Below are 23,332 nucleotides of genomic sequence, written 5' to 3'. Positions count from 1 at the left end.
ACAGAGATATGGAATGCGATCTGCTGATGATTAAAATTGAAAAAGTAATTAATAAAAATGACCTTAAGGCATTTATCGCTTTTCCGTCATCACTTTATCCCGACGATCCAAACTGGATACCCCCTTTATTCATAGAACGCAACGAGCATTTGTCTGCGAAAAATCCGGGGACGGACCATATCATCTGGCAGGCGTGGGTGGCAAAAAAAGCGGGGCAGATAGTTGGGCGTATTACCGCGCAAATAGATACCTTGCACCGTGAGCGTTACGGTGAAGATACCGGTCATTTCGGCATGATTGACGCCATTGATGATCCGCAGGTTTTTGCCGCGTTGTTTGGCGCAGCGGAAGCGTGGTTGAAGTCACAAGGTGCAAGTAAGATCAGCGGGCCTTTCAGCCTGAATATCAATCAGGAAAGCGGATTACTGATTGAAGGTTTTGACACACCACCCTGTGCGATGATGCCACACGGCAAACCGTGGTATGCCGCGCATATTGAACAACTGGGTTATCACAAAGGCATTGATTTACTGGCGTGGTGGATGCAGCGAACCGATCTCACTTTCTCTCCGGCGCTAAAAAAACTGATGGATCAGGTGCGCAAAAAGGTGACCATTCGCTGCATCAATCGTCAGCGGTTTGCCGAAGAGATGCAGATCCTGCGTGAGATTTTCAACTCTGGCTGGCAGCACAACTGGGGATTTGTGCCGTTTACCGAACATGAATTCGCGACCATGGGCGATCAACTTAAATATCTGGTGCCGGACGATATGATCTACATCGCTGAGATTGATTCTGCACCCTGCGCGTTTATTGTCGGCTTGCCGAACATCAACGAGGCGATTGCCGATCTGAACGGATCGCTCTTTCCCTTCGGCTGGGCAAAATTGCTGTGGCGTTTGAAAGTCAGCGGTGTGCGAACTGCGCGAGTACCGCTGATGGGCGTGCGCGACGAGTATCAGTTCAGCCGCATCGGCCCGGTGATTGCGCTGTTATTGATTGAAGCCTTACGCGATCCGTTTGCCCGCCGGAAGATCGATGCGCTGGAGATGTCATGGATCCTCGAAACCAATACAGGCATGAATAACATGCTGGAACGCATTGGGGCGGAGCCGTACAAGCGTTACCGATTGTATGAAAAGCAGATTTAATACCAGCTAACTCAGGTTCATCTCCAGCGGCACCGCCGAGCGAATCAAATGGTGGCCTTCCAGCTCGATATCGTGGAGATTCTTTTTCACGGTCCGCACATGATCGCGTGCTGCGCGCTGGGCGACGTGCGGCAGCCGCTGCAACACCGCGTTGTAGATCCTCGCATGCTGGCGATCGATCTGCTTTTTTTGCTGTGGTCGATGGTAGAGATTATTTACGCTGGCAAACACTGAATTAAACATCAGATCGGTCAATGATTGCAGCGTAAACACCAGCACCTGATTGTGAGAAGCCTGACAAATGGCGAGATGGAAAGCGTGATCCAACTGCGCATGTTCGATCAGCGAAATCTCTTTGTTGTTCTCACTGGCGGCGAGCATTTTTTCATAACAGCGGGTTATCACAACAAAATCAGCCTGCGTTCCCAGCGTTGCCGCCAGCCTTGCCGATTCGCCCTCCAGTAATGCGCGAACGTCGAGCAGATCGTACAGCGTTCGCGGCTGCGTACTGAACAGATGGATCAGCGGGCTGGTGTCCTGCACCCGATTAAGCCGTGCGACACGAGAATCGCGACCCTGCGCCGTTTCAATAATCCCGCGCCCGCGCAGCACGGTCAGCCCTTCACGCAGTGCGGAGCGTGAGAAGCCGAGCTTTTCACACAGTCGACGTTCCGAGGGAAGTGGCTGACCGACCTTCAGTACGCCGTCGATAATTAACCGTTCGATACTCTCTGCAACCACTTCGCAAATAGGGCGACGTTCATCTTTCATTCCCGGACCTCGTGCACAGGTAGGACCAATTTTTCTGTTCTTAACTCGCAAAACACGCACATCACGTAAGTGATTATGTTACATCAATTTAACATTGAGTTAACCAAGGCAAGGTCACAGAGCTGGAAAAAAAATGGTCTGACCGGTAGCTAAAGAGATAGACGAAAACGAAAAGCCCGCTTAATAACTGTTCACAGAAGCAGCGCGCAAAAATCAGCTGCCACACAACACAACAAAGCGAAGCCTACTCATGAGCATCTTGTACGAAGAGCGTCTTGATGGCGCTTTACCCGATGTCGACCGCACATCGGTACTGATGGCACTGCGTGAGCATGTCCCTGGACTTGAGATCCTGCATACCGATGAGGAGATCATTCCTTACGAGTGTGACGGGTTGAGCGCGTATCGCACGCGTCCATTACTGGTTGTTCTGCCTAAGCAAATGGAACAGGTGACAGCGATTCTTGCTGTCTGCCATCGCCTGCGTGTACCGGTGGTGACCCGTGGTGCAGGCACCGGGCTTTCTGGTGGCGCGCTGCCGCTGGAAAAAGGTGTGTTGTTGGTGATGGCGCGCTTTAAAGAGATCCTCGACATTAACCCCGTTGGTCGCCGCGCGCGCGTGCAGCCAGGCGTGCGTAACCTGGCGATCTCCCAGGCCGTTGCACCGCATAATCTCTACTACGCACCGGACCCTTCCTCACAAATCGCCTGTTCCATTGGCGGCAACGTGGCAGAAAATGCCGGCGGCGTCCACTGCCTGAAATATGGTCTGACCGTACATAACCTGCTGAAAATTGAAGTGCAAACGCTGGACGGCGAGGCGCTGACGCTGGGATCGGACGCGCTGGATTCACCTGGTTTTGACCTGCTGGCGCTGTTCACCGGATCGGAAGGTATGCTCGGCGTGACCACCGAAGTGACGGTAAAACTGCTGCCGAAGCCGCCCGTGGCGCGGGTTCTGTTAGCCAGCTTTGACTCGGTAGAAAAAGCCGGACTTGCAGTTGGTGACATCATCGCCAATGGCATTATCCCCGGCGGGCTGGAGATGATGGATAACCTGTCGATCCGCGCGGCGGAAGATTTTATTCATGCCGGTTATCCCGTCGACGCCGAAGCAATTTTGTTATGCGAGCTGGACGGCGTGGAGTCTGACGTACAGGAAGACTGCGAGCGGGTTAACGACATCTTGTTGAAAGCGGGCGCGACTGACGTCCGTCTGGCACAGGACGAAGCAGAGCGCGTACGTTTCTGGGCCGGTCGCAAAAATGCGTTCCCGGCGGTAGGACGTATCTCCCCGGATTACTACTGCATGGATGGCACCATCCCGCGTCGCGCCCTGCCTGGCGTACTGGAAGGCATTGCCCGTTTATCGCAGCAATATGATTTACGTGTTGCCAACGTCTTTCATGCCGGAGATGGCAACATGCACCCGTTAATCCTTTTCGATGCCAACGAACCCGGTGAATTTGCCCGCGCGGAAGAGCTGGGTGGGAAGATCCTCGAACTCTGCGTTGAAGTTGGCGGCAGCATCAGTGGGGAACATGGCATCGGGCGAGAAAAAATCAATCAAATGTGCGCCCAGTTCAACAGCGATGAAATCACGACCTTCCATGCGGTCAAGGCGGCGTTTGACCCCGATGGTTTGCTGAACCCTGGGAAAAACATTCCCACGCTACACCGCTGTGCTGAATTTGGTGCCATGCATGTGCATCACGGTCATTTACCTTTCCCTGAACTGGAGCGTTTCTGATGCTACGCGAGTGTGATTACAGCCAGGCGCTGCTGGAGCAGGTGAATCAGGCAATTAGCGATAAAACGCCGCTGGTGATTCAGGGCAGCAATAGCAAAGCCTTTTTAGGTCGCCCTGTCACCGGGCAAACGCTGGATGTGCGTTGTCATCGCGGCATTGTTAATTACGACCCGACCGAGCTGGTGATAACCGCGCGTGCCGGAACGCCGCTGGTGGCGATTGAAGCGGCGCTGGAGAGCGCCGGGCAAATGCTTCCCTGCGAGCCGCCGCATTATGGTGAAGAAGCCACCTGGGGTGGGATGGTCGCCTGCGGGCTGGCGGGGCCGCGTCGCCCGTGGAGCGGTTCGGTCCGCGATTTTGTCCTCGGCACGCGCATCATTACCGGCGCTGGAAAACATCTGCGTTTTGGTGGCGAAGTGATGAAAAACGTTGCCGGATACGATCTCTCACGGTTAATGGCCGGAAGCTACGGTTGTCTTGGCGTGCTCACTGAAATCTCGATGAAAGTGTTACCGCGACCGCGCGCCTCCCTGAGCCTGCGTCGGGAAATCAGCCTGCAAGAAGCCATGAACGAAATCGCCCAGTGGCAACTCCAGCCGCTACCCATTAGTGGCTTATGTTACTTCGACAATGCGTTGTGGATCCGCCTTGAGGGCGGCGAAGGATCGGTAAAAGCGGCGCGTGAACTGCTGGGGGGCGAAGAGGTTGCGGGTCAGTTCTGGCAGCAATTGCGTGAACAACAACTGCCGTTCTTCTCGTTACCAGGTACCTTATGGCGCATTTCATTACCCAGCGATGCGCCGATGATGGATTTACCCGGCGAGCAACTGATCGACTGGGGCGGAGCGTTACGCTGGCTGAAATCGACAGCCGAGGACAATCAAATCCATCGCATCGCCCGCAACGCTGGCGGTCATGCGACCCGCTTTAGTGCCGGAGATGGTGGCTTTGCCCCGCTATCGGCTCCTTTATTCCGCTATCACCAGCAGCTTAAACAGCAGCTCGACCCTTGCGGCGTGTTTAACCCCGGTCGCATGTACGCGGAACTTTGAGGAGCAGGCTATGCAAACCCAATTAACTGAAGAGATGCGGCAGAACGCGCGCGCGCTGGAAGCCGACAGCATCCTGCGCGCCTGTGTTCACTGCGGATTTTGTACCGCAACCTGCCCAACCTATCAGCTTCTGGGCGATGAACTGGACGGGCCGCGCGGGCGCATCTATCTGATTAAACAGGTGCTGGAAGGCAACGAAGTCACGCTTAAAACACAGGAGCATCTCGATCGCTGCCTCACTTGCCGCAATTGTGAAACCACCTGTCCTTCTGGTGTGCGCTATCACAATTTGCTGGATATCGGGCGTGATATTGTCGAGCAGAAAGTGAAACGCCCACTGCCGGAGCGAATGCTGCGCGAAGGATTGCGCCAGGTAGTGCCGCGTCCGGCGGTCTTCCGTGCGCTGACGCAGGTAGGGCTGGTGCTGCGACCGTTTTTACCGGAACAGGTCAGAGCAAAACTGCCTGCTGAAACGGTGAAAGCTAAACCGCGTCCGCCGCTGCGCCATAAGCGTCGGGTTTTAATGCTGGAAGGCTGCGCCCAGCCTACGCTTTCGCCCAACACCAACGCGGCAACTGCGCGAGTGCTGGATCGTCTGGGGATCAGCGTCATGTCAGCTAACGAAGCAGGCTGTTGTGGCGCGGTGGACTATCATCTTAATGCGCAGGAGAAAGGGCTGGAACGGGCGCGCAATAATATTGATGCCTGGTGGCCCGCGATTGAAGCAGGTGCCGAGGCAATTTTGCAAACCGCCAGCGGTTGCGGCGCGTTTGTCAAAGAGTACGGGCAGATGCTGAAAAACGATGCGTTATATGCCGATAAAGCGCGTCAAGTCAGTGAACTGGCGGTCGATTTAGTCGAGCTTCTGCGCGAGGAACCGCTGGAAAAACTGGCAGTTCGCGGCGATAAAAAACTGGCCTTCCACTGCCCGTGTACCCTACAACATGCGCAAAAGCTGAACGGCGAAGTGGAAAAAGTGTTGCTTCGTCTTGGATTTACCTTAACGGACGTTCCCGACAGCCATCTGTGCTGCGGTTCAGCGGGAACATATGCGTTAACGCATCCCGATCTGGCACGCCAGCTGCGGGATAACAAAATGAATGCGCTGGAAAGCGGCAAACCGGAAATGATCGTCACCGCCAACATTGGTTGCCAGACGCATCTGGCGAGCGCCGGTCGTACCTCTGTGCGTCACTGGATTGAAATTGTAGAACAAGCCCTTGAAAAGGAATAACAAAATGAAAACTAAAGTCATTCTTAGCCAGCAAATGGCGAGTGCAATTATTGCCGCAGGTCAGGAAGAGGCGCAGAAAAATAACTGGTCGGTTTCCATTGCTGTTGCCGATGACGGCGGTCATCTGCTGGCGTTAAGTCGCATGGACGATTGCGCGCCGATTGCGGCTTACATCTCCCAGGAGAAAGCGCGTACCGCCGCGCTGGGGCGTCGTGAAACTAAGGGCTATGAAGAGATGGTGAACAACGGACGTACCGCGTTCGTGACTGCGCCGTTACTGACGTCGCTGGAAGGCGGCGTACCAGTTGTTGTGGATGGGCAAATTATTGGTGCCGTGGGCGTTTCTGGTTTAACCGGAGCACAGGATGCGCAGGTCGCGAAAGCGGCAGCAGCGGTGTTGGCGAAATAAGCGAAAACGAGGAGATAAACAATGAGTCAAACCATAACCCAGGGCCGTTTACGCATTGACGCCAATTTTAAACGTTTTGTGGATGAAGAAGTTTTACCGGGAACAGGGCTGGACGCTGCGGCGTTCTGGCGCAATTTTGATGAAATCGTTCACGATTTGGCACCAGAAAATCGTCAGTTGCTGGCAGAACGCGATCGCATTCAGGCGGCGCTTGATGAGTGGCATCGCAGCAATCCGGGGCCGGTAAAAGATAAAGCGGCCTATAAATCTTTCCTGCGTGAACTGGGCTACCTGGTGCCGCAACTGGAGCGCGTGACGGTGGAAACCACGGGCATTGACAGCGAAATCACCAGTCAGGCGGGGCCACAGCTGGTGGTTCCGGCAATGAACGCCCGCTACGCGCTGAACGCGGCGAACGCTCGCTGGGGCTCACTGTACGATGCGTTATACGGCAGCGACATCATCCCGCAGGAAGGGGCGATGGTCAGCGGCTACGATCCGCAACGCGGTGAGCAGGTTATCGCCTGGGTTCGGCGTTTCCTCGATGAATCTCTACCGCTGGAAAACGGCAGCTATCAGGATGTGGTGGCGTTTAAGGTGGTCGATAAACAATTACGCATCCAGTTGAAAAATGGTAAAGAAACCACGTTACGTACCCCGGCGCAGTTTGTCGGTTACCGTGGCGATGCCGCTGCGCTGACCTGCATTTTGCTGAAAAATAACGGCCTGCATATTGAACTGCAAATTGATGCCAACGGGCGGATTGGCAAAGACGATCCGGCGCACATCAACGATGTTATCGTCGAAGCGGCCATCAGTACCATTCTCGACTGCGAAGATTCGGTCGCGGCGGTTGATGCGGAAGATAAAATCCTGCTGTACCGCAATCTGCTGGGCCTGATGCAGGGGACTCTGCAAGAGAAAATGGAGAAAAACGGTCGACAAATCGTGCGTAAACTGAATGACGATCGTCATTACACCGCCGCCGATGGCTCTGAAATTTCTCTGCACGGACGCTCGCTGCTGTTTATCCGCAACGTGGGTCATTTGATGACCATTCCTGTGATTTGGGACAGCGAAGGCAATGAAATCCCGGAAGGCATTCTTGATGGCGTCATGACTGGCGCGATCGCCCTCTATGATTTAAAAGTGCAGAAAAACTCGCGCACTGGCAGCGTCTATATTGTGAAACCGAAAATGCACGGTCCGCAGGAAGTGGCGTTCGCCAACAAACTGTTTACCCGCATTGAGACAATGCTCGGTATGGCACCGAATACCCTGAAAATGGGCATTATGGATGAAGAACGTCGGACCTCGCTGAACTTGCGTAGCTGTATCGCTCAGGCGCGCAATCGCGTGGCGTTCATCAATACCGGTTTCCTCGACCGTACCGGCGATGAAATGCATTCGGTGATGGAAGCTGGCCCGATGCTGCGTAAAAACCAGATGAAATCGACGCCGTGGATCAAAGCCTACGAGCGTAATAACGTGCTTTCCGGTCTGTTCTGTGGGCTGCGCGGTAAAGCGCAAATTGGTAAAGGCATGTGGGCAATGCCGGACCTGATGGCAGACATGTACAGCCAGAAGGGCGACCAACTGCGTGCCGGGGCAAACACAGCCTGGGTTCCGTCACCAACCGCTGCTACGCTCCATGCGCTGCACTACCACCAAACCAACGTACAGAGCGTGCAAGCCAACATTGCCCAGACCGAGTTCAATGCTGAATTTGAACCGCTGCTGGACGATCTGCTGACTATTCCGGTGGCTGAAAACGCTAACTGGTCGGTGGAAGAGATCCAACAAGAGCTGGATAACAACGTGCAGGGGATTCTGGGGTACGTGGTGCGCTGGGTGGAGCAGGGGATTGGTTGTTCAAAAGTGCCGGATATTCACAATGTGGCGCTGATGGAAGACCGCGCAACGCTGCGTATCTCCAGCCAGCATATCGCCAACTGGTTACGTCACGGTATTCTGACCAAAGAACAGGTGCAGGCGTCGCTGGAGAATATGGCGAAAGTGGTTGATCAGCAAAACGCTGGCGATCCGGCTTATCGTCCGATGGCGGGGAATTTCGCTAACTCGTGTGCTTTTAAAGCTGCCAGCGATTTAATCTTCCTCGGCGTGAAACAGCCAAACGGCTATACCGAACCGTTATTACACGCCTGGCGTTTACGCGAAAAAGAAAGTCATTAATAGCGTCAAAAAAAGCCCCGGCAAGTTTTATTGTCGGGGCTATGATAGTAACTGCGGTAGTACATTTATCCCGGAAATAACCGGAGCGATTATCAGGGTTTAACAATATTAAATACCCGTAGCGCATTACTAGCGGGCCTAAAACAACAATATGGACATCTTAACGATACTCTGCGCCTGCGTGTGCGGAACAGAAACCCTTACCCGATATACTTGTTATGCCAGAGGTAGCAATTGCGTTAGCGGCGTACTGTTGCTGTAAAGTATAACGCCTATATTTTACAGTTCAGTCCTCTTTTGCTTATTACAACCTTAAGTATATCAAGCATATAAAGATAATAAGAGACTGAACAATATGGTTACCTGGACCCAAATGTATATGCCGATGGGAGGACTGGGGCTATCCGCTCTGGTCGCCCTGATCCCGATAATATTCTTCTTCGTTGCACTCGCGGTATTACGTCTGAAAGGACATGTCGCTGGAGCAATAACCCTTATCTTATCTATCCTGATTGCGATATTCGCCTTTAAAATGCCGATTGATATGGCATTTGCTGCTGCAGGCTATGGCTTTATTTATGGATTATGGCCAATTGCGTGGATTATTGTCGCGGCGGTGTTCCTCTATAAATTAACCGTTGCCAGCGGTCAGTTCGATATTATCCGCAGCTCGGTTATCTCCATCACCGACGATCAGCGTTTGCAGGTGTTACTGATTGGTTTCTCCTTTGGTGCGTTGCTGGAAGGAGCGGCTGGCTTTGGTGCGCCGGTGGCGATTACCGGTGCGCTGCTGGTGGGCCTGGGCTTCAAACCGTTATACGCGGCGGGGCTGTGTCTGATTGCCAACACTGCGCCAGTGGCGTTTGGTGCGTTGGGCGTGCCGATTCTGGTCGCCGGTCAGGTAACGGGAATCGATCCGTTCCACATTGGCGCAATGGCGGGACGTCAGTTACCGTTCCTGTCGGTTCTTGTGCCGTTCTGGCTGGTAGCAATGATGGACGGCTGGAAAGGGGTGAAAGAGACGTGGCCAGCGGCGCTGGTTGCTGGGGGAAGCTTCGCTGTCACTCAGTTCTTTACCTCTAACTATATTGGTCCGGAACTGCCGGATATTACTTCGGCGCTGGTGAGTATCGTCTCACTCGCTTTATTCCTTAAAGTCTGGCGGCCGAAAAATACCGAAACGGCAATCAGCATGGGGCAATCCGCAGGTGCGATGGTGGTAAATAAGCCATCTTCTGGCGGTCCCGTGCCTTCAGAATATAGTCTGGGGCAAATCATTCGTGCGTGGTCACCGTTTTTAATCTTAACGGTGCTGGTCACCATCTGGACCATGAAGCCGTTTAAAGCGTTATTTGCTCCGGGCGGCGCGTTTTATTCACTGGTGATTAATTTCCAGATCCCTCATTTGCATCAACAAGTGTTGAAAGCGGCACCCATTGTCGCCCAACCAACGCCAATGGATGCGGTGTTTAAATTCGACCCTCTCTCGGCTGGCGGCACCGCTATTTTTATTGCGGCGATTATCTCTATCTTCATCCTCGGCGTGGGCATCAAGAAAGGGATTGGCGTCTTTGCCGAAACGCTAATTAGTCTGAAGTGGCCGATATTGTCGATTGGCATGGTGCTGGCGTTCGCCTTCGTCACCAACTATTCCGGCATGTCCACCACGTTGGCGCTGGTACTGGCAGGTACAGGCGTGATGTTCCCGTTTTTCTCACCGTTCCTCGGCTGGCTGGGGGTATTCCTTACCGGCTCGGACACTTCTTCAAACGCCCTGTTTGGTTCACTGCAATCGACCACGGCGCAGCAAATCAACGTCTCTGACACTCTGCTGGTGGCAGCAAATACCAGCGGCGGCGTAACTGGCAAGATGATCTCCCCGCAATCTATCGCCGTGGCCTGCGCCGCGACGGGCATGGTGGGCCGAGAATCTGAACTATTCCGCTACACCGTGAAGCACAGTCTGATTTTTGCCAGCGTTATCGGCGTTATCACGTTGTTGCAGGCGTATGTGTTTACTGGAATGTTGGTCTCGTAAATCAATAATGCCGGATGATCGTTAATATCATCCGGCTTCATTTACATTATTCTGTCTTATTAATTGAAAATTATTTCTCGCTTTATTATCCATGCGGCAATAATGTTTTGTGTTCAGATAACCTGCTAAATAATTAGGAGCGTGAGAACATCTATTTTTTTATCACGCAAAACAAGTCTGTATTAATTATGTTCGCTTGATGAGCAAACACCGTTCTATCTGTTGCTTTTGCAATCTTAATCGTTAAAACTACCAACGAATTTATATAGTTGCGTTGTGAAATGTTGTTAATTTTTTGTTTATTGAAATTTCGTAAAAATAGCCAGCCAGACATCAAATAGGGGTTATTCTTATAAATTTCACCTGTTTTCTATCAATGATGTCGTTTTCTTAAGAATGGAGGAAATTATTAAAGAAGATAAAGCATAAAACTATTTCTCCCAGTTACGAATTTTTTAACATTGTTTTGTCACTTGCGTTATTAATGAATAAGAAATTTAAATATAAGAAATCGCTTTTAGCGGCTATTTTGAGTGCAACCCTGTTAGCCGGTTGTGATGGCGGTGGCTCCGGATCTTCCTCCGATACGCCGCCTGTAGATTCTGGAACAGGGTCTTTGCCGGAAGTGAAACCTGATCCAACACCAAACCCGGAGCCGACGCCTGAGCCAACGCCGGACCCAGAACCTACGCCGGAACCGACACCTGATCCTGAGCCAACACCAGAACCGGAGCCAGAACCTGTTCCTACGAAAACGGGTTATCTGACTCTGGGCGGAAGCCTGCGGGTAACTGGTGATATCACCTGTAATGATGAATCCAGCGATGGCTTTACCTTTACACCAGGCGACAAAGTCACCTGTGTGGCAGGGAACAACACGACAATTGCTACCTTCGACACCCAGTCAGAAGCTGCGCGTAGCCTGCGTGCGGTTGAAAAAGTGTCGTTTAGTCTTGAGGACGCGCAAGAACTGGCGGGTTCCGACAACAAGAAAAGCAATGCGCTCTCGCTGGTCACCTCCATGAACAGTTGCCCGGCGAATACAGAACAGGTGTGCCTGGAGTTCTCCTCGGTGATCGAGAGTAAACGTTTCGACTCGCTGTATAAGCAAATCGATCTGGCACCGGAAGAGTTCAAAAAGCTGGTCAATGAAGAGGTGGAAAACAATGCCGCGACTGATAAAGCGCCATCCACTCATACTTCACCGGTAGTCCCCGTCACGACTCCGGGAACAAAACCGGATCTGAACGCCTCCTTCGTGTCGGCTAACGCGGAACAGTTTTATCAGTATCAACCTTCGGAAATCATTCTCTCAGAAGGTCGCCTGGTGGATAGCCAGGGATATGGTGTTGCTGGCGTCAACTACTACACCAATTCAGGCCGTGGCGTGACAGGGGAAAATGGTGAATTTTCTTTTAGCTGGGGCGAAACCATCTCCTTTGGTATCGATACCTTTGAACTGGGTTCAGTGCGCGGCAATAAGTCGACCATTGCGCTGACTGAACTGGGTGATGAAGTTCGCGGGGCGAATATCGATCAGCTTATTCATCGCTATTCGACGACCGGGCAAAATAATACCCGTGTTGTTCCGGATGATGTACGCAAGGTCTTTGCCGAATATCCCAACGTGATCAACGAGATTATCAATCTCTCGTTATCCAACGGTGCGACGCTGGATGAAGGTGAGCAAGTTGTTAATCTGCCAAACGCATTTATCGAGCAGTTTAAGACGGGTCAGGCCAAAGAGATCGATACCGCGATTTGTGCGAAAACCGACGGTTGTAACGAGGCTCGCTGGTTCTCGCTGACGACGCGCAATGTTAATGACGGCCAGATTCAGGGCGTTATCAACAAGCTGTGGGGCGTGGATACGAACTACAAATCTGTCAGCAAGTTCCATGTATTCCATGACTCTACCAACTTCTATGGCAGCACGGGTAATGCGCGCGGTCAGGCGGTGGTGAATATCTCCAACGCGGCCTTCCCGATTCTGATGGCGCGTAATGATAAAAACTACTGGCTGGCGTTTGGCGAAAAACGCGCCTGGGATAAAAATGAGCTGGCGTACATTACGGAAGCGCCTTCTCTTGTTGAGCCGGAAAACGTTACGCGCGATACCGCCACTTTCAACCTGCCGTTTATTTCGCTGGGGCAAGTCGGTGAGGGCAAACTGATGGTTATCGGTAACCCACACTACAACAGCATTTTGCGTTGCCCGAACGGTTACAGCTGGAACGGGGGCGTTAATAAAGATGGGCAGTGTACGCTCAACAGCGACCCGGATGACATGAAGAACTTCATGGAGAACGTGCTGCGCTATCTGTCCGACGATAAATGGACGCCGGACGCGAAAGCCAGCATGACCGTAGGCACCAACCTGGATACTGTCTATTTTAAACGTCATGGTCAGGTTACAGGAAACAGCGCTGCGTTCGACTTCCATCCGGATTTTGCGGGCATCTCTGTTGAGCATTTAAGTAGCTATGGCGATCTCGATCCGCAGGAAATGCCGCTGCTGATCCTTAACGGCTTTGAATATGTGACTCAGGTGGGTAACGATCCTTATGCAATCCCGCTGCGTGCAGATACCAGCAAACCGAAGCTGACTCAGCAGGATGTGACCGATCTGATCGCCTATCTGAACAAAGGTGGATCGGTGCTGATCATGGAAAACGTGATGAGCAATCTTAAGGAAGAGAGCGCGTCTGGTTTTGTGCGTCTGTTGGATGCCGCAGGTCTGTCGATGGCACTGAACAAGTCGGTAGTAAATAACGATCCGCAAGGGTATCCGAACCGCGTTCGTCAGCAGCGCGCAACGGGCATTTGGGTCTATGAACGTTATCCTGCCGTAGATGGTGCGCTGCCGTACACCATCGATAGTAAGACAGGGGAAGTTAAGTGGAAATATCAGGTAGAAAACAAACCTGATGACAAACCGAAGCTGGAAGTTGCCAGCTGGCTGGAAGATGTAGATGGCAAACAGGAAACGCGTTATGCCTTTATTGATGAGGCCGATCATAAAACAGAGGATTCTCTGAAGGCTGCGAAGGAGAAAATTTTCGCCGCGTTCCCGGGGCTGAAAGAGTGTACTAATCCGGCATATCACTATGAGGTCAACTGTCTGGAATATCGTCCTGGCACGGGGGTTCCGGTTACTGGTGGCATGTATGTTCCACAGTATACGCAACTAAGCCTTAACGCCGACACTGCAAAAGCGATGGTGCAGGCTGCGGATTTAGGCACCAACATTCAGCGTCTGTATCAGCATGAGCTCTACTTCCGGACCAATGGTCGCAAAGGTGAGCGTCTGAGCAGCGTCGATCTGGAACGTCTGTACCAGAACATGTCGGTCTGGCTGTGGAACGATACGAGCTATCGTTATGAAGAAGGCAAAAATGACGAGCTGGGCTTTAAAACGTTCACCGAGTTCCTGAACTGCTACGCCAATGATGCCTATGCAGGCGGCACCAAGTGTTCTGCAGATCTGAAAAAATCGCTGGTCGATAACAACATGATCTACGGTGACGGTAGCAGCAAAGCGGGCATGATGAACCCGAGCTACCCGCTCAACTATATGGAAAAACCGCTGACACGCCTGATGCTGGGCCGTTCCTGGTGGGATCTGAACATCAAAGTTGATGTCGAGAAGTATCCGGGAGCAGTATCGGAAGAGGGACAGAACGTTACTGAAACCATCAGCCTGTACTCGAATCCGACCAAATGGTTTGCAGGTAACATGCAGTCAACTGGCCTGTGGGCACCGGCTCAGAAAGAGGTCACCATTAAGTCCAATGCGAACGTTCCTGTGACCGTCACCGTGGCGCTGGCTGACGACCTGACCGGACGTGAGAAGCATGAAGTTGCGCTGAACCGTCCGCCAAGAGTGACTAAAACGTACTCTCTGGACGCTAGCGGTACGGTGAAGTTCAAGGTGCCTTACGGTGGCCTGATTTATATCAAGGGCAATAGCTCTACCAATGAATCTGCCAGCTTCACCTTTACTGGCGTGGTAAAAGCACCGTTCTATAAAGACGGCGCATGGAAAAACGATCTGAACTCACCGGCTCCGCTGGGTGAGCTGGAATCAGACGCTTTCGTCTATACCACACCGAAGAAGAACCTGAATGCCAGCAATTACACTGGCGGACTGGAGCAATTCGCTAACGATCTGGACACCTTTGCCAGATCGATGAATGACTTCTACGGTCGTGATGAAACGAGCGGTAAGCACCGGATGTTTACCTATAAAGCATTGACGGGACATAAACATCGTTTCACAAACGATGTGCAGATCTCCATCGGTGATGCGCACTCGGGTTATCCGGTAATGAACAGCAGCTTCTCGACGAACAGCACCACGCTGCCGACGACGCCGCTGAACGACTGGTTGATCTGGCACGAAGTAGGGCACAACGCCGCAGAAACACCGCTGACTGTACCGGGTGCAACTGAAGTCGCGAACAACGTGCTGGCGCTGTACATGCAGGATCGCTATCTCGGCAAGATGAACCGTGTCGCTGACGATATTACCGTCGCACCGGAATATCTGGAGGAGAGCAACAACCAGGCATGGGCACGCGGCGGTGCGGGTGACCGTCTGCTGATGTACGCGCAGCTGAAGGAATGGGCAGAGAAAAACTTTGATATCAAGAAATGGTATCCAGATGGCACTCCTCTGCCAGAGTTTTACAGCGAGCGTGAAGGGATGAAAGGCTGGAACCTGTTCCAGTTGATGCACCGTAAAGCGCGCGGCGATGACGTTGGTGACAAGACCTTTGGTGGCAAGAATTACTGTGCTGAATCCAACGGTAACGCTGCTGACACGCTGATGCTGTGTGCATCCTGGGTCGCTCAGACGGATCTTTCGGAGTTCTTTAAGAAATGGAATCCGGGTGCGAATGCTTACCAGCTGCCGGGGGCGAGCGAGATGAGCTTCGAGGGCGGTGTGAGCCAGTCGGCGTACAACACGCTGGCGTCACTCAATCTGCCGAAACCGAAGCAAGGGCCGGAAACCATTAATAAGGTTACCGAGTATTCGATGCCTGCTGAATAACCCGGATAAGGCGTTCACGCCGCATCCGGCATGAAATAAGGCGCACCGGGTTGCGCCAGCTTATTGGGCCTGGAGGAAAGCCATATGGCATACACCTGCAGGCCCGCATCCGGCAAGTTACAACAAACAACCTTTAACCATGCTTTTTGATGTTTTTCAGCAATACCCCGCGGCGATGCCCATACTGGCTACCGTCGGAGGATTGATTATCGGCAGTTTTTTGAATGTGGTGATTTGGCGTTACCCCATCATGCTGCGCCAACAAATGGCGGAGTTTCATGGTGAAATGCCGAGTGCGCAGTCAAAAATAAGCCTTGCGCTACCGCGTTCGCACTGCCCACATTGTCAGCAGACCATCCGGATACGTGACAATATTCCGCTGCTCTCCTGGCTGATGCTCAAAGGGCGCTGCCGCGACTGTCAGGCGAAAATCAGCAAGCGTTATCCGCTGGTGGAGTTATTGACAGCACTCGCTTTTTTGCTGGCGAGTCTGGTCTGGCCGGAAAGTGGATGGGCGCTGGCGGTGATGATATTATCCGCCTGGCTGATTGCCGCGAGCGTCATTGACCTCGATCACCAATGGCTGCCCGATGTTTTTACTCAGGGCGTATTGTGGACGGGACTAATTGCGGCATGGGCGCAGCAGAGCCCGCTCACGCTACAAGATGCAGTCACCGGCGTCCTGGTGGGGTTTATCACTTTTTACTCTCTGCGCTGGATAGCCGGAATAGTTCTGCGTAAAGAAGCATTAGGCATGGGCGATGTATTATTGTTCGCTGCGTTAGGTAGTTGGGTGGGGCCGTTGTCACTGCCCAATGTTGCTTTAATCGCCTCATGCTGCGGCCTGATATATGCCGTTATTATAAAAAAAGGATCAACCACACTGCCTTTTGGACCGTGTTTAAGTCTGGGCGGTATAGCAACACTTTATCTACAGGCATTGTTTTAATGATAACCACGTCATTATCAAAGTGACATTTTAACTCTTATTAATAACCTTAGAGATTATTTACCATGTCGATAAAACAGATGCCAGGGAGGGTATTAATATCGCTATTGTTGAGCGTTACAGGATTATTAAGTGGCTGTGCCAGCCATAATGAAAACGCCAGTTTGCTGGCGAAAAAACAGGCGCAAAATATCAGCCAAAACCTGCCGATTAAATCTGCGGGATATACCTTAGTGCTGGCACAAAGTAGCGGCACGACGGTAAAAATGACCATTATCAGCGAAGCGGGTACTCAGACCACGCAGACGCCAGACGCCTTTTTAATCAGCTATCAACGACAAATGTGCGCTGACCCAACAGTGAAATTAATGCTCACTGAGGGAATTAATTACAGCATAACGATTAATGATACACGTACAGGTAACCAGTATCAGCGGAAACTGGATCGTACCACCTGTGGAATAGTCAAAGCATAACGTCGGGTAGATATAAATTGGCGCGGGTTGTTTTTCGTGACGCACGAATTTATCTCATTCAATGGCTGACAAAAATTCGTCACACTCTTAACCAGAGACAATCTCTTAATACAGACAAAGAGCATCTGCGAAAAATTGTACGCGGGATGTTCTGGCTGATGCTGCTTATTATTTCTGCAAAAGTGGCGCATTCACTCTGGCGCTATTTCTCCTTTTCTGCGGAATATACGGCTGTTTCCCCATCGGCGAATAAACCGCCCCGTGCGGATGCAAAAACGTTCGATAAAAATGACGTGCAATTAATCAGCCAGCAAAACTGGTTTGGCAAATATCAGCCCGTCGCCACGCCGGTAAAACAACCCGAACCTGTGCCTGTGGCAGAAACGCGTCTTAATGTGGTGCTGCGCGGGATTGCCTTTGGTGCCAGACCCGGCGCGGTTATTGAAGAAGGCGGTAAACAGCAGGTCTATTTGCAGGGTGAAACGCTTGGCTCGCACAATGCGGTGATTGAGGAAATCAATCGCGACCATGTGATGCTGCGCTATCAGGGAAAAATAGAGCGCCTGAGCCTGGCTGAAGAGGAGCGTTCCACTGTTGCCGTGACCAACAAAAAAGCTGTCAGTGACGAAGCAAAGCAAGCTGTTGCTGAGCCTGCTGCCAGTGCGCCAGTTGAGATCCCGACTGCCGTGCGTCAGGCACTGGCGAAAGATCCGCAGAAAATTTTTAACTATATCCAGCTTACGCCTGTGCGTAAGGAGGGGATTGTCGGTTATGCAGTGAAGCCGGGGGCAGATCGTTCTCTGTTCGATGCCAGCGGTTTCAAGGAAGGCGATATCGCCATTGCGCTAAATCAGCAGGATTTCACTGATCCACGAGCAATGATTGCTCTGATGCGGCAGTTACCTTCAATGGATTCCATTCAACTTACGGTTTTACGCAAGGGTGCGCGCCACGACATTTCCATCGCGCTGCGCTAACCGCATTTAATCCAGGAGAATCATTCATCGTGTTTTGGCGTGATATTACGTTGTCGGTCTGGCGTAAGAAGACAACTGGCCTCAAAACAAAAAAGCGTTTACTGCCGCTGGTGCTGGCAGCGGCATTATGCAGTTCACCGGTCTGGGCGGAAGAAGCCACTTTCACCGCTAATTTTAAAGATACCGACCTGAAATCGTTCATCGAAACCGTCGGCGCTAACCTTAATAAAACCATCATTATGGGGCCGGGCGTACAGGGGAAAGTGAGTATTCGCACCATGACCCCGCTCAATGAACGCCAGTATTACCAGCTATTCCTTAACCTGCTGGAAGCACAGGGGTATGCCGTCGTACCGATGGAAAACGACGTGCTGAAGGTGGTGAAATCCAGCGCTGCGAAAGTCGAGCCGCTGCCGCTGGTCGGTGAAGGCAGCGACAACTACGCGGGCGATGAAATGGTCACCAAAGTAGTGCCGGTACGTAATGTGTCGGTACGCGAGCTGGCACCGATTCTGCGCCAGATGATCGACAGCGCAGGCTCAGGCAATGTTGTTAATTACGATCCCTCCAACGTGATTATGCTCACCGGACGCGCCTCCGTTGTGGAGCGCCTGACAGAAGTGATCCAGCGCGTGGATCACGCGGGTAATCGCACCGAAGAGGTGATCCCGCTGGATAACGCCTCGGCTTCGGAAATCGCCCGCGTGCTGGAAAGCCTGACGAAAAACAGCGGCGAGAACCAGCCTGCGACGCTGAAATCTCAAATTGTCGCCGACGAACGCACCAACAGTGTGATTGTCAGTGGTGACCCGGCCACGCGGGACAAAATGCGCCGCCTGATCCGTCGGCTGGACTCAGAAATGGAACGCAGCGGCAACAGCCAGGTGTTCTATCTCAAATACAGCAAAGCCGAAGATCTGGTCGATGTGCTGAAGCAGGTCAGCGGCACGCTCACGGCGGCTAAAGAAGAGGCGGAAGGCACGGTCGGTAGCGGGCGTGAGATTGTATCCATCGCCGCCAGCAAACACAGTAATGCCCTGATTGTAACCGCACCGCAGGACATCATGCAGTCGCTGCAAAGCGTGATTGAACAACTGGATATTCGCCGTGCTCAGGTGCACGTCGAGGCGTTGATCGTGGAAGTTGCCGAAGGTAGCAATATCAACTTCGGCGTGCAGTGGGCGTCGAAAGATGCCGGATTAATGCAGTTTGCTAATGGTACGCAGATCCCTATCGGTACGCTGGGGGCAGCCATTTCTCAGGCGAAACCGCAGAAAGGCTCGACGGTGATCAGTGAAAACGGCGCTACCACCATTAATCCGGATACCAACGGCGATCTCTCCACACTCGCCCAGCTTCTTTCTGGATTTAGCGGTACGGCGGTTGGCGTGGTGAAAGGCGACTGGATGGCACTGGTGCAGGCGGTTAAAAACGACTCCAGCTCGAACGTTCTCTCCACGCCGAGCATCACTACGCTGGACAACCAGGAAGCCTTCTTCATGGTGGGCCAGGACGTTCCGGTATTAACCGGCTCTACCGTTGGCTCCAATAACAGCAATCCTTTCAATACAGTAGAAAGGAAAAAAGTCGGCATCATGCTGAAAGTCACGCCGCAGATTAACGAAGGTAACGCGGTACAGATGGTGATTGAGCAGGAAGTCTCGAAGGTGGAAGGACAGACCAGCCTCGACGTGGTGTTTGGTGAGCGCAAACTGAAAACCACCGTGCTGGCTAACGATGGTGAGCTGATTGTGCTTGGTGGTCTGATGGACGATCAGGCGGGAGAAAGCGTGGCGAAAGTGCCGCTGCTGGGCGATATCCCATTGATTGGTAACCTGTTTAAATCGACGGCGGATAAAAAAGAAAAACGTAACCTGATGGTGTTTATCCGTCCGACCATTCTGCGTGACGGTATGGCGGCAGACGGCGTGTCGCAGCGCAAATATAACTACATGCGCGCCGAGCAGATCTATCGCGATGAGCAAGGTTTAAGCCTGATGCCGCACACCGCGCAGCCGGTACTGCCAGCGCAAAATCAGGCTCTACCGCCGGAAGTTCGTGCATTCCTTAATGCCGGGAGAACGCGTTAATGGTGCCTGTAGCACAGGAAACCACCGCTAACACCGTGCGTCTGCCCTACAGTTTCAGCCGTCGGTTTAGCCTGGTGGCATGGTGCGAAGCGTCGCTGGAGATCCTCCATGTGCATCCGTTGTCGCTCTCTGTTTTGCAGGAGCTGCAGCGGGGGCTGAACGCGCCCTTTACGCTGCGGCAAATCGACGGGGCCGAATTTGAACAGCGGCTGAATGCGGTCTGGCAGCGGGACTCTTCCGAGGCTCGCCAGCTGATGGAAGATCTCGGTTCTGCTGAGGACTTTTTTACTCTCGCGGAAGAACTGCCAGAAACGGAAGATCTGCTGGAAAGTGACGACGATGCGCCGATCATCAAACTGATCAACGCCATGCTGGCAGAGGCGATTAAAGAAGGCGCTTCGGATATCCACATCGAGACGTTTGAAAAGAGTCTGGTGATCCGTTTTCGCGTTGACGGCACATTACATGAAATGCTGCGCCCGGGGCGCAAACTGGCCTCGCTGCTGGTGTCGCGTATCAAGGTGATGGCGCGGCTGGACATTGCCGAAAAGCGCGTGCCGCAGGATGGACGTATTGCGCTGTTGCTGGGCGGCCGGGCGATTGACGTGCGTGTCTCCACCATGCCTTCTGCCTGGGGCGAGCGCGTGGTGCTGCGACTGCTGGACAAAAACCAGGCCCGCCTGACGCTGGAGCGTCTGGGGCTTAGCCAGCAACTGACCGCGCAGTTGCGCCAGCTGTTACACAAACCGCACGGCATCTTTCTGGTGACGGGGCCGACGGGTTCCGGCAAAAGCACCACGCTGTACGCCGGATTGCAGGAGCTGAACAACCATTCGCGCAACATTCTCACGGTTGAAGATCCCATCGAATACATGATTGAAGGGATCGGTCAGACGCAGGTTAACACCCGCGTCGGCATGACCTTTGCCCGTGGGCTGCGCGCGATTTTGCGTCAGGACCCGGATGTGGTGATGGTCGGTGAAATTCGCGATACCGAAACCGCAGAAATCGCCGTCCAGGCTTCACTTACCGGACACCTGGTCCTTTCCACGCTGCATACCAACACAGCGGTGGGGGCGATCACACGTTTGCAGGATATGGGCGTGGAGCCTTTCCTGCTCTCTTCCAGTCTGACGGGCGTGATGGCGCAGCGACTGGTTCGCACGCTGTGTCCCGACTGCCGCCAGCCCGCACCAGCCACTGACGAAGAAAAACGCCTGCTGGGAATTACCGACGCCCGTACCGTCACTCTGTACCATCCACAGGGCTGTCCCGCCTGTAATCACAAAGGTTTTCGCGGACGGACTGCCATCCATGAGCTGATCGTGGTGGATGCCACATTGCGTGATTTGATCCACCGTCAGGCCGGGGAGCTGGAGCTGGAACGTTATGTCCGACAACACTCTGCGGGTATCCGCAGCAACGGCATTGAGAAAGTGCTCGCCGGAGAAACCTCTCTCGATGAAGTTCTGCGGGTAACCATGGAGGCGTAATGGCACTGTTTTACTATCAGGCGCTGGAGCGTAATGGTCGCAAAACCAAAGGTATGATTGAGGCGGATTCCGCGCGTCATGCCCGCCAGTTGTTGCGCGGTAAAGAGCTTATCCCCGTGCATATTGAAGCCCGGATGAATACTTCGTCAGGGGGGATGTTGCAGCGTCGGCGGCACGCACATCGTCGCGTGGCGGCGGCAGATCTTGCGCTGTTCACGCGCCAACTGGCAACGCTGGTACAGGCAGCAATGCCGCTGGAAACCTGCTTACAGGCGGTCAGTGAGCAAAGTGAAAAACTGCATGTAAAAAGCCTCGGAATGGCGCTGCGCAGCCGGATTCAGGAAGGTTACACCCTGTCGGACAGCCTGCGCGAACATCCCCGCGTCTTTGATTCTCTGTTTTGTTCGATGGTTGCTGCCGGAGAAAAATCCGGGCATCTCGACGTGGTGCTTAATCGCCTGGCAGATTACACCGAACAGCGACAGCGCCTGAAATCACGTCTATTGCAGGCCATGCTCTATCCGCTGGTTCTGCTGGTGGTGGCAACGGGCGTAGTCACTATTTTGCTGACGGCAGTGGTGCCGAAAATCATCGAACAGTTTGATCATCTCGGACACGCGCTACCCGCCTCAACCCGCACGCTTATTGCCATGAGCGACGCGTTACAGGCCAGCGGCGTTTACTGGCTGGCGGGATTGCTGGCGCTTCTGGTGCTGGGGCAACGGCTACTTAAAAATCCTACTATGCGCCTGCGCTGGGATAAAACCGTGCTGCGTCTGCCCGTGACAGGGCGTGTTGCGCGCGGGCTGAATACGGCGCGTTTTTCCCGCACCTTAAGCATCCTCACCGCCAGCAGTGTTCCGCTACTGGAAGGTATTCAGACCGCTGCCGCTGTGTCGGCAAATCGCTATGTCGAACAACAACTACTGCTGGCGGCAGATCGCGTCCGCGAAGGAAGCAGTCTGCGCGCCGCGCTGGCGGAGTTGCGCCTGTTCCCCCCGATGATGCTGTACATGATCGCCTCCGGCGAACAGAGCGGCGAACTGGAAACCATGCTTGAGCAGGCCGCTGTTAACCAGGAACGGGAATTTGATACCCAGGTGGGGCTGGCGTTGGGGCTGTTTGAGCCTGCGCTGGTGGTGATGATGGCGGGCGTGGTGCTGTTTATTGTCATCGCCATCCTCGAGCCGATGCTGCAACTGAATAATATGGTTGGAATGTAATTTACGGAGTTATCACATGAATTCGTTATCCCGCACACAAAAACCACGGGCAGGTTTTACCCTGCTGGAAGTGATGGTGGTGATTGTTATTCTTGGCGTCTTGGCAAGTCTGGTGGTGCCTAACCTGTTGGGCAACAAAGAGAAAGCCGATCGGCAAAAAGCCATCAGCGATATCGTGGCGCTGGAAAACGCACTGGATATGTACCGACTGGATAACGGGCGTTATCCGACCACAGAACAGGGGCTTGAGGCGCTGATCCAGCAGCCAGCCAATATGGCGGACTCCCGCAACTACCGTACTGGTGGATACATTAAACGACTGCCAAAGGATCCGTGGGGCAATGATTATCAGTATCTCAGTCCGGGTGAAAAAGGGCTGTTTGATGTTTATACCCTGGGGGCGGATGGTCAGGAAAACGGGGAAGGCGCTGGCGCAGATATCGGTAACTGGAATTTGCAGGAGTTTCAGTAAG

Annotated in this window: 16 protein-coding genes; 15 read left to right on the top strand and 1 reads right to left on the bottom strand. The window is 53.1% G+C overall.

The genetic code is table 11. From position 1 onward, the window contains the following. The first annotated feature begins 8 nt into the window (after window positions 1–8). Window positions 9–1,151, top strand: a complete 1,143-nt coding sequence (gene yghO / locus ACJHXA_RS19555) for a protein YghO (protein ID WP_000388786.1) — start codon at window positions 9–11, stop codon at window positions 1,149–1,151. Window positions 1,152–1,157: 6 nt separating this feature from the next. Here the strand turns inward: yghO and glcC are convergent, their stop codons facing one another. After that, the gene (glcC, locus tag ACJHXA_RS19550) at window positions 1,158–1,922 is read right to left on the bottom strand and encodes a transcriptional regulator GlcC (RefSeq protein WP_001297764.1); all 765 of its coding nucleotides are present in this window, start codon (window positions 1,920–1,922) and stop codon (window positions 1,158–1,160) included. Between the two features lie 250 nt (window positions 1,923–2,172). On the opposite strand from glcC, the gene glcD reads away from it, so the two are divergent. From glcD to gspG, 14 genes are all read left to right on the top strand, one after another. Further along, window positions 2,173–3,672, top strand: coding sequence for a glycolate oxidase subunit GlcD (gene glcD / locus ACJHXA_RS19545; protein ID WP_000026117.1), 1,500 nt, complete (start codon window positions 2,173–2,175; stop codon window positions 3,670–3,672). Beyond that, window positions 3,672–4,724, top strand: a complete 1,053-nt coding sequence (gene glcE, locus ACJHXA_RS19540; RefSeq protein WP_000943059.1) for a glycolate oxidase subunit GlcE — start codon at window positions 3,672–3,674, stop codon at window positions 4,722–4,724. Before glcD ends, glcE begins: the two co-directional genes overlap by 1 nt. Before the next feature lie 10 nt (window positions 4,725–4,734). Then, the gene (gene glcF, locus ACJHXA_RS19535; protein ID WP_001194682.1) at window positions 4,735–5,958 is read left to right on the top strand and encodes a glycolate oxidase subunit GlcF; all 1,224 of its coding nucleotides are present in this window, start codon (window positions 4,735–4,737) and stop codon (window positions 5,956–5,958) included. Window positions 5,959–5,962: 4 nt separating this feature from the next. After that, a complete protein-coding gene (locus tag ACJHXA_RS19530) occupies window positions 5,963–6,367 on the top strand; it encodes a GlcG family protein (RefSeq protein WP_000853256.1) in 405 nt (134 codons plus the stop codon). 21 nt (window positions 6,368–6,388) lie between these two features. Then, on the top strand, window positions 6,389–8,560 hold the full coding sequence (glcB, locus tag ACJHXA_RS19525; protein WP_000084053.1) for a malate synthase G: 2,172 nt from the start codon (window positions 6,389–6,391) through the stop codon (window positions 8,558–8,560). Between the two features lie 355 nt (window positions 8,561–8,915). After that, the gene (gene glcA, locus ACJHXA_RS19520; RefSeq protein ID WP_000259303.1) at window positions 8,916–10,598 is read left to right on the top strand and encodes a glycolate permease GlcA; all 1,683 of its coding nucleotides are present in this window, start codon (window positions 8,916–8,918) and stop codon (window positions 10,596–10,598) included. Window positions 10,599–11,082: 484 nt separating this feature from the next. After that, the gene (gene sslE / locus ACJHXA_RS19515) at window positions 11,083–15,651 is read left to right on the top strand and encodes a lipoprotein metalloprotease SslE (protein ID WP_001034504.1); all 4,569 of its coding nucleotides are present in this window, start codon (window positions 11,083–11,085) and stop codon (window positions 15,649–15,651) included. Window positions 15,652–15,790: 139 nt separating this feature from the next. Then, entirely contained in the window at window positions 15,791–16,600 is an 810-nt protein-coding gene (gene pppA / locus ACJHXA_RS19510) for a prepilin peptidase PppA (RefSeq protein ID WP_001317326.1), read from the top strand. Window positions 16,601–16,665: 65 nt separating this feature from the next. After that, complete coding sequence (gene gspS2 / locus ACJHXA_RS19505) at window positions 16,666–17,076, top strand: type II secretion system pilot lipoprotein GspS-beta (RefSeq protein WP_001349452.1); 411 nt, start codon at window positions 16,666–16,668, stop codon at window positions 17,074–17,076. Between the two features lie 17 nt (window positions 17,077–17,093). Beyond that, window positions 17,094–18,053, top strand: a complete 960-nt coding sequence (gene gspC / locus ACJHXA_RS19500) for a type II secretion system protein GspC (protein WP_001317325.1) — start codon at window positions 17,094–17,096, stop codon at window positions 18,051–18,053. 29 nt (window positions 18,054–18,082) lie between these two features. Next, window positions 18,083–20,143 carry a type II secretion system secretin GspD gene (gspD, locus tag ACJHXA_RS19495; RefSeq protein WP_000498824.1) on the top strand — a complete coding sequence of 687 codons (2,061 nt, stop codon included), beginning with the start codon at window positions 18,083–18,085 and terminating at the stop codon, window positions 20,141–20,143. Then, window positions 20,143–21,636 (top strand): type II secretion system ATPase GspE, encoded by a 1,494-nt coding sequence (gene gspE, locus ACJHXA_RS19490; RefSeq protein WP_000249368.1) that lies wholly within the window; start codon window positions 20,143–20,145, stop codon window positions 21,634–21,636. Before gspD ends, gspE begins: the two co-directional genes overlap by 1 nt. After that, entirely contained in the window at window positions 21,636–22,859 is a 1,224-nt protein-coding gene (gspF, locus tag ACJHXA_RS19485; protein ID WP_001173448.1) for a type II secretion system inner membrane protein GspF, read from the top strand. Before gspE ends, gspF begins: the two co-directional genes overlap by 1 nt. A 16-nt stretch (window positions 22,860–22,875) precedes the next feature. Further along, window positions 22,876–23,331 (top strand): type II secretion system major pseudopilin GspG, encoded by a 456-nt coding sequence (gene gspG / locus ACJHXA_RS19480; protein ID WP_001087296.1) that lies wholly within the window; start codon window positions 22,876–22,878, stop codon window positions 23,329–23,331. The last annotated feature ends 1 nt before the right edge of the window (window position 23,332 follow it).

Source organism: Escherichia sp. WS33, assembly GCF_046486385.1.
Classification (GTDB): Bacteria; Pseudomonadota; Gammaproteobacteria; order Enterobacterales; family Enterobacteriaceae; genus ECMA0423.
The sequence above is the reverse complement of the archived record's forward strand: the minus strand, read 5'-3'. Positions and strand labels throughout refer to the sequence as shown.

Bases quoted from the DNA above. Each gene is read 5' to 3' on its own strand.
- sslE (WP_001034504.1), top strand. From the start codon at position 11,083: ATGAATAAGAAATTTAAATATAAGAAATCGCTTTTAGCGGCTATTTTG.
- yghO (WP_000388786.1), top strand. From the start codon at position 9: ATGGAATGCGATCTGCTGATGATTAAAATTGAAAAAGTAATTAATAAA.
- gspG (WP_001087296.1), top strand. From the start codon at position 22,876: ATGAATTCGTTATCCCGCACACAAAAACCACGGGCAGGTTTTACCCTG.
- pppA (WP_001317326.1), top strand. From the start codon at position 15,791: ATGCTTTTTGATGTTTTTCAGCAATACCCCGCGGCGATGCCCATACTG.
- glcB (WP_000084053.1), top strand. From the start codon at position 6,389: ATGAGTCAAACCATAACCCAGGGCCGTTTACGCATTGACGCCAATTTT.
- gspE (WP_000249368.1), top strand. From the start codon at position 20,143: ATGGTGCCTGTAGCACAGGAAACCACCGCTAACACCGTGCGTCTGCCC.
- glcC (WP_001297764.1), bottom strand. From the start codon at position 1,922: ATGAAAGATGAACGTCGCCCTATTTGCGAAGTGGTTGCAGAGAGTATC.
- glcE (WP_000943059.1), top strand. From the start codon at position 3,672: ATGCTACGCGAGTGTGATTACAGCCAGGCGCTGCTGGAGCAGGTGAAT.
- gspS2 (WP_001349452.1), top strand. From the start codon at position 16,666: ATGTCGATAAAACAGATGCCAGGGAGGGTATTAATATCGCTATTGTTG.
- glcD (WP_000026117.1), top strand. From the start codon at position 2,173: ATGAGCATCTTGTACGAAGAGCGTCTTGATGGCGCTTTACCCGATGTC.
- gspF (WP_001173448.1), top strand. From the start codon at position 21,636: ATGGCACTGTTTTACTATCAGGCGCTGGAGCGTAATGGTCGCAAAACC.
- glcA (WP_000259303.1), top strand. From the start codon at position 8,916: ATGGTTACCTGGACCCAAATGTATATGCCGATGGGAGGACTGGGGCTA.
- ACJHXA_RS19530 (WP_000853256.1), top strand. From the start codon at position 5,963: ATGAAAACTAAAGTCATTCTTAGCCAGCAAATGGCGAGTGCAATTATT.
- glcF (WP_001194682.1), top strand. From the start codon at position 4,735: ATGCAAACCCAATTAACTGAAGAGATGCGGCAGAACGCGCGCGCGCTG.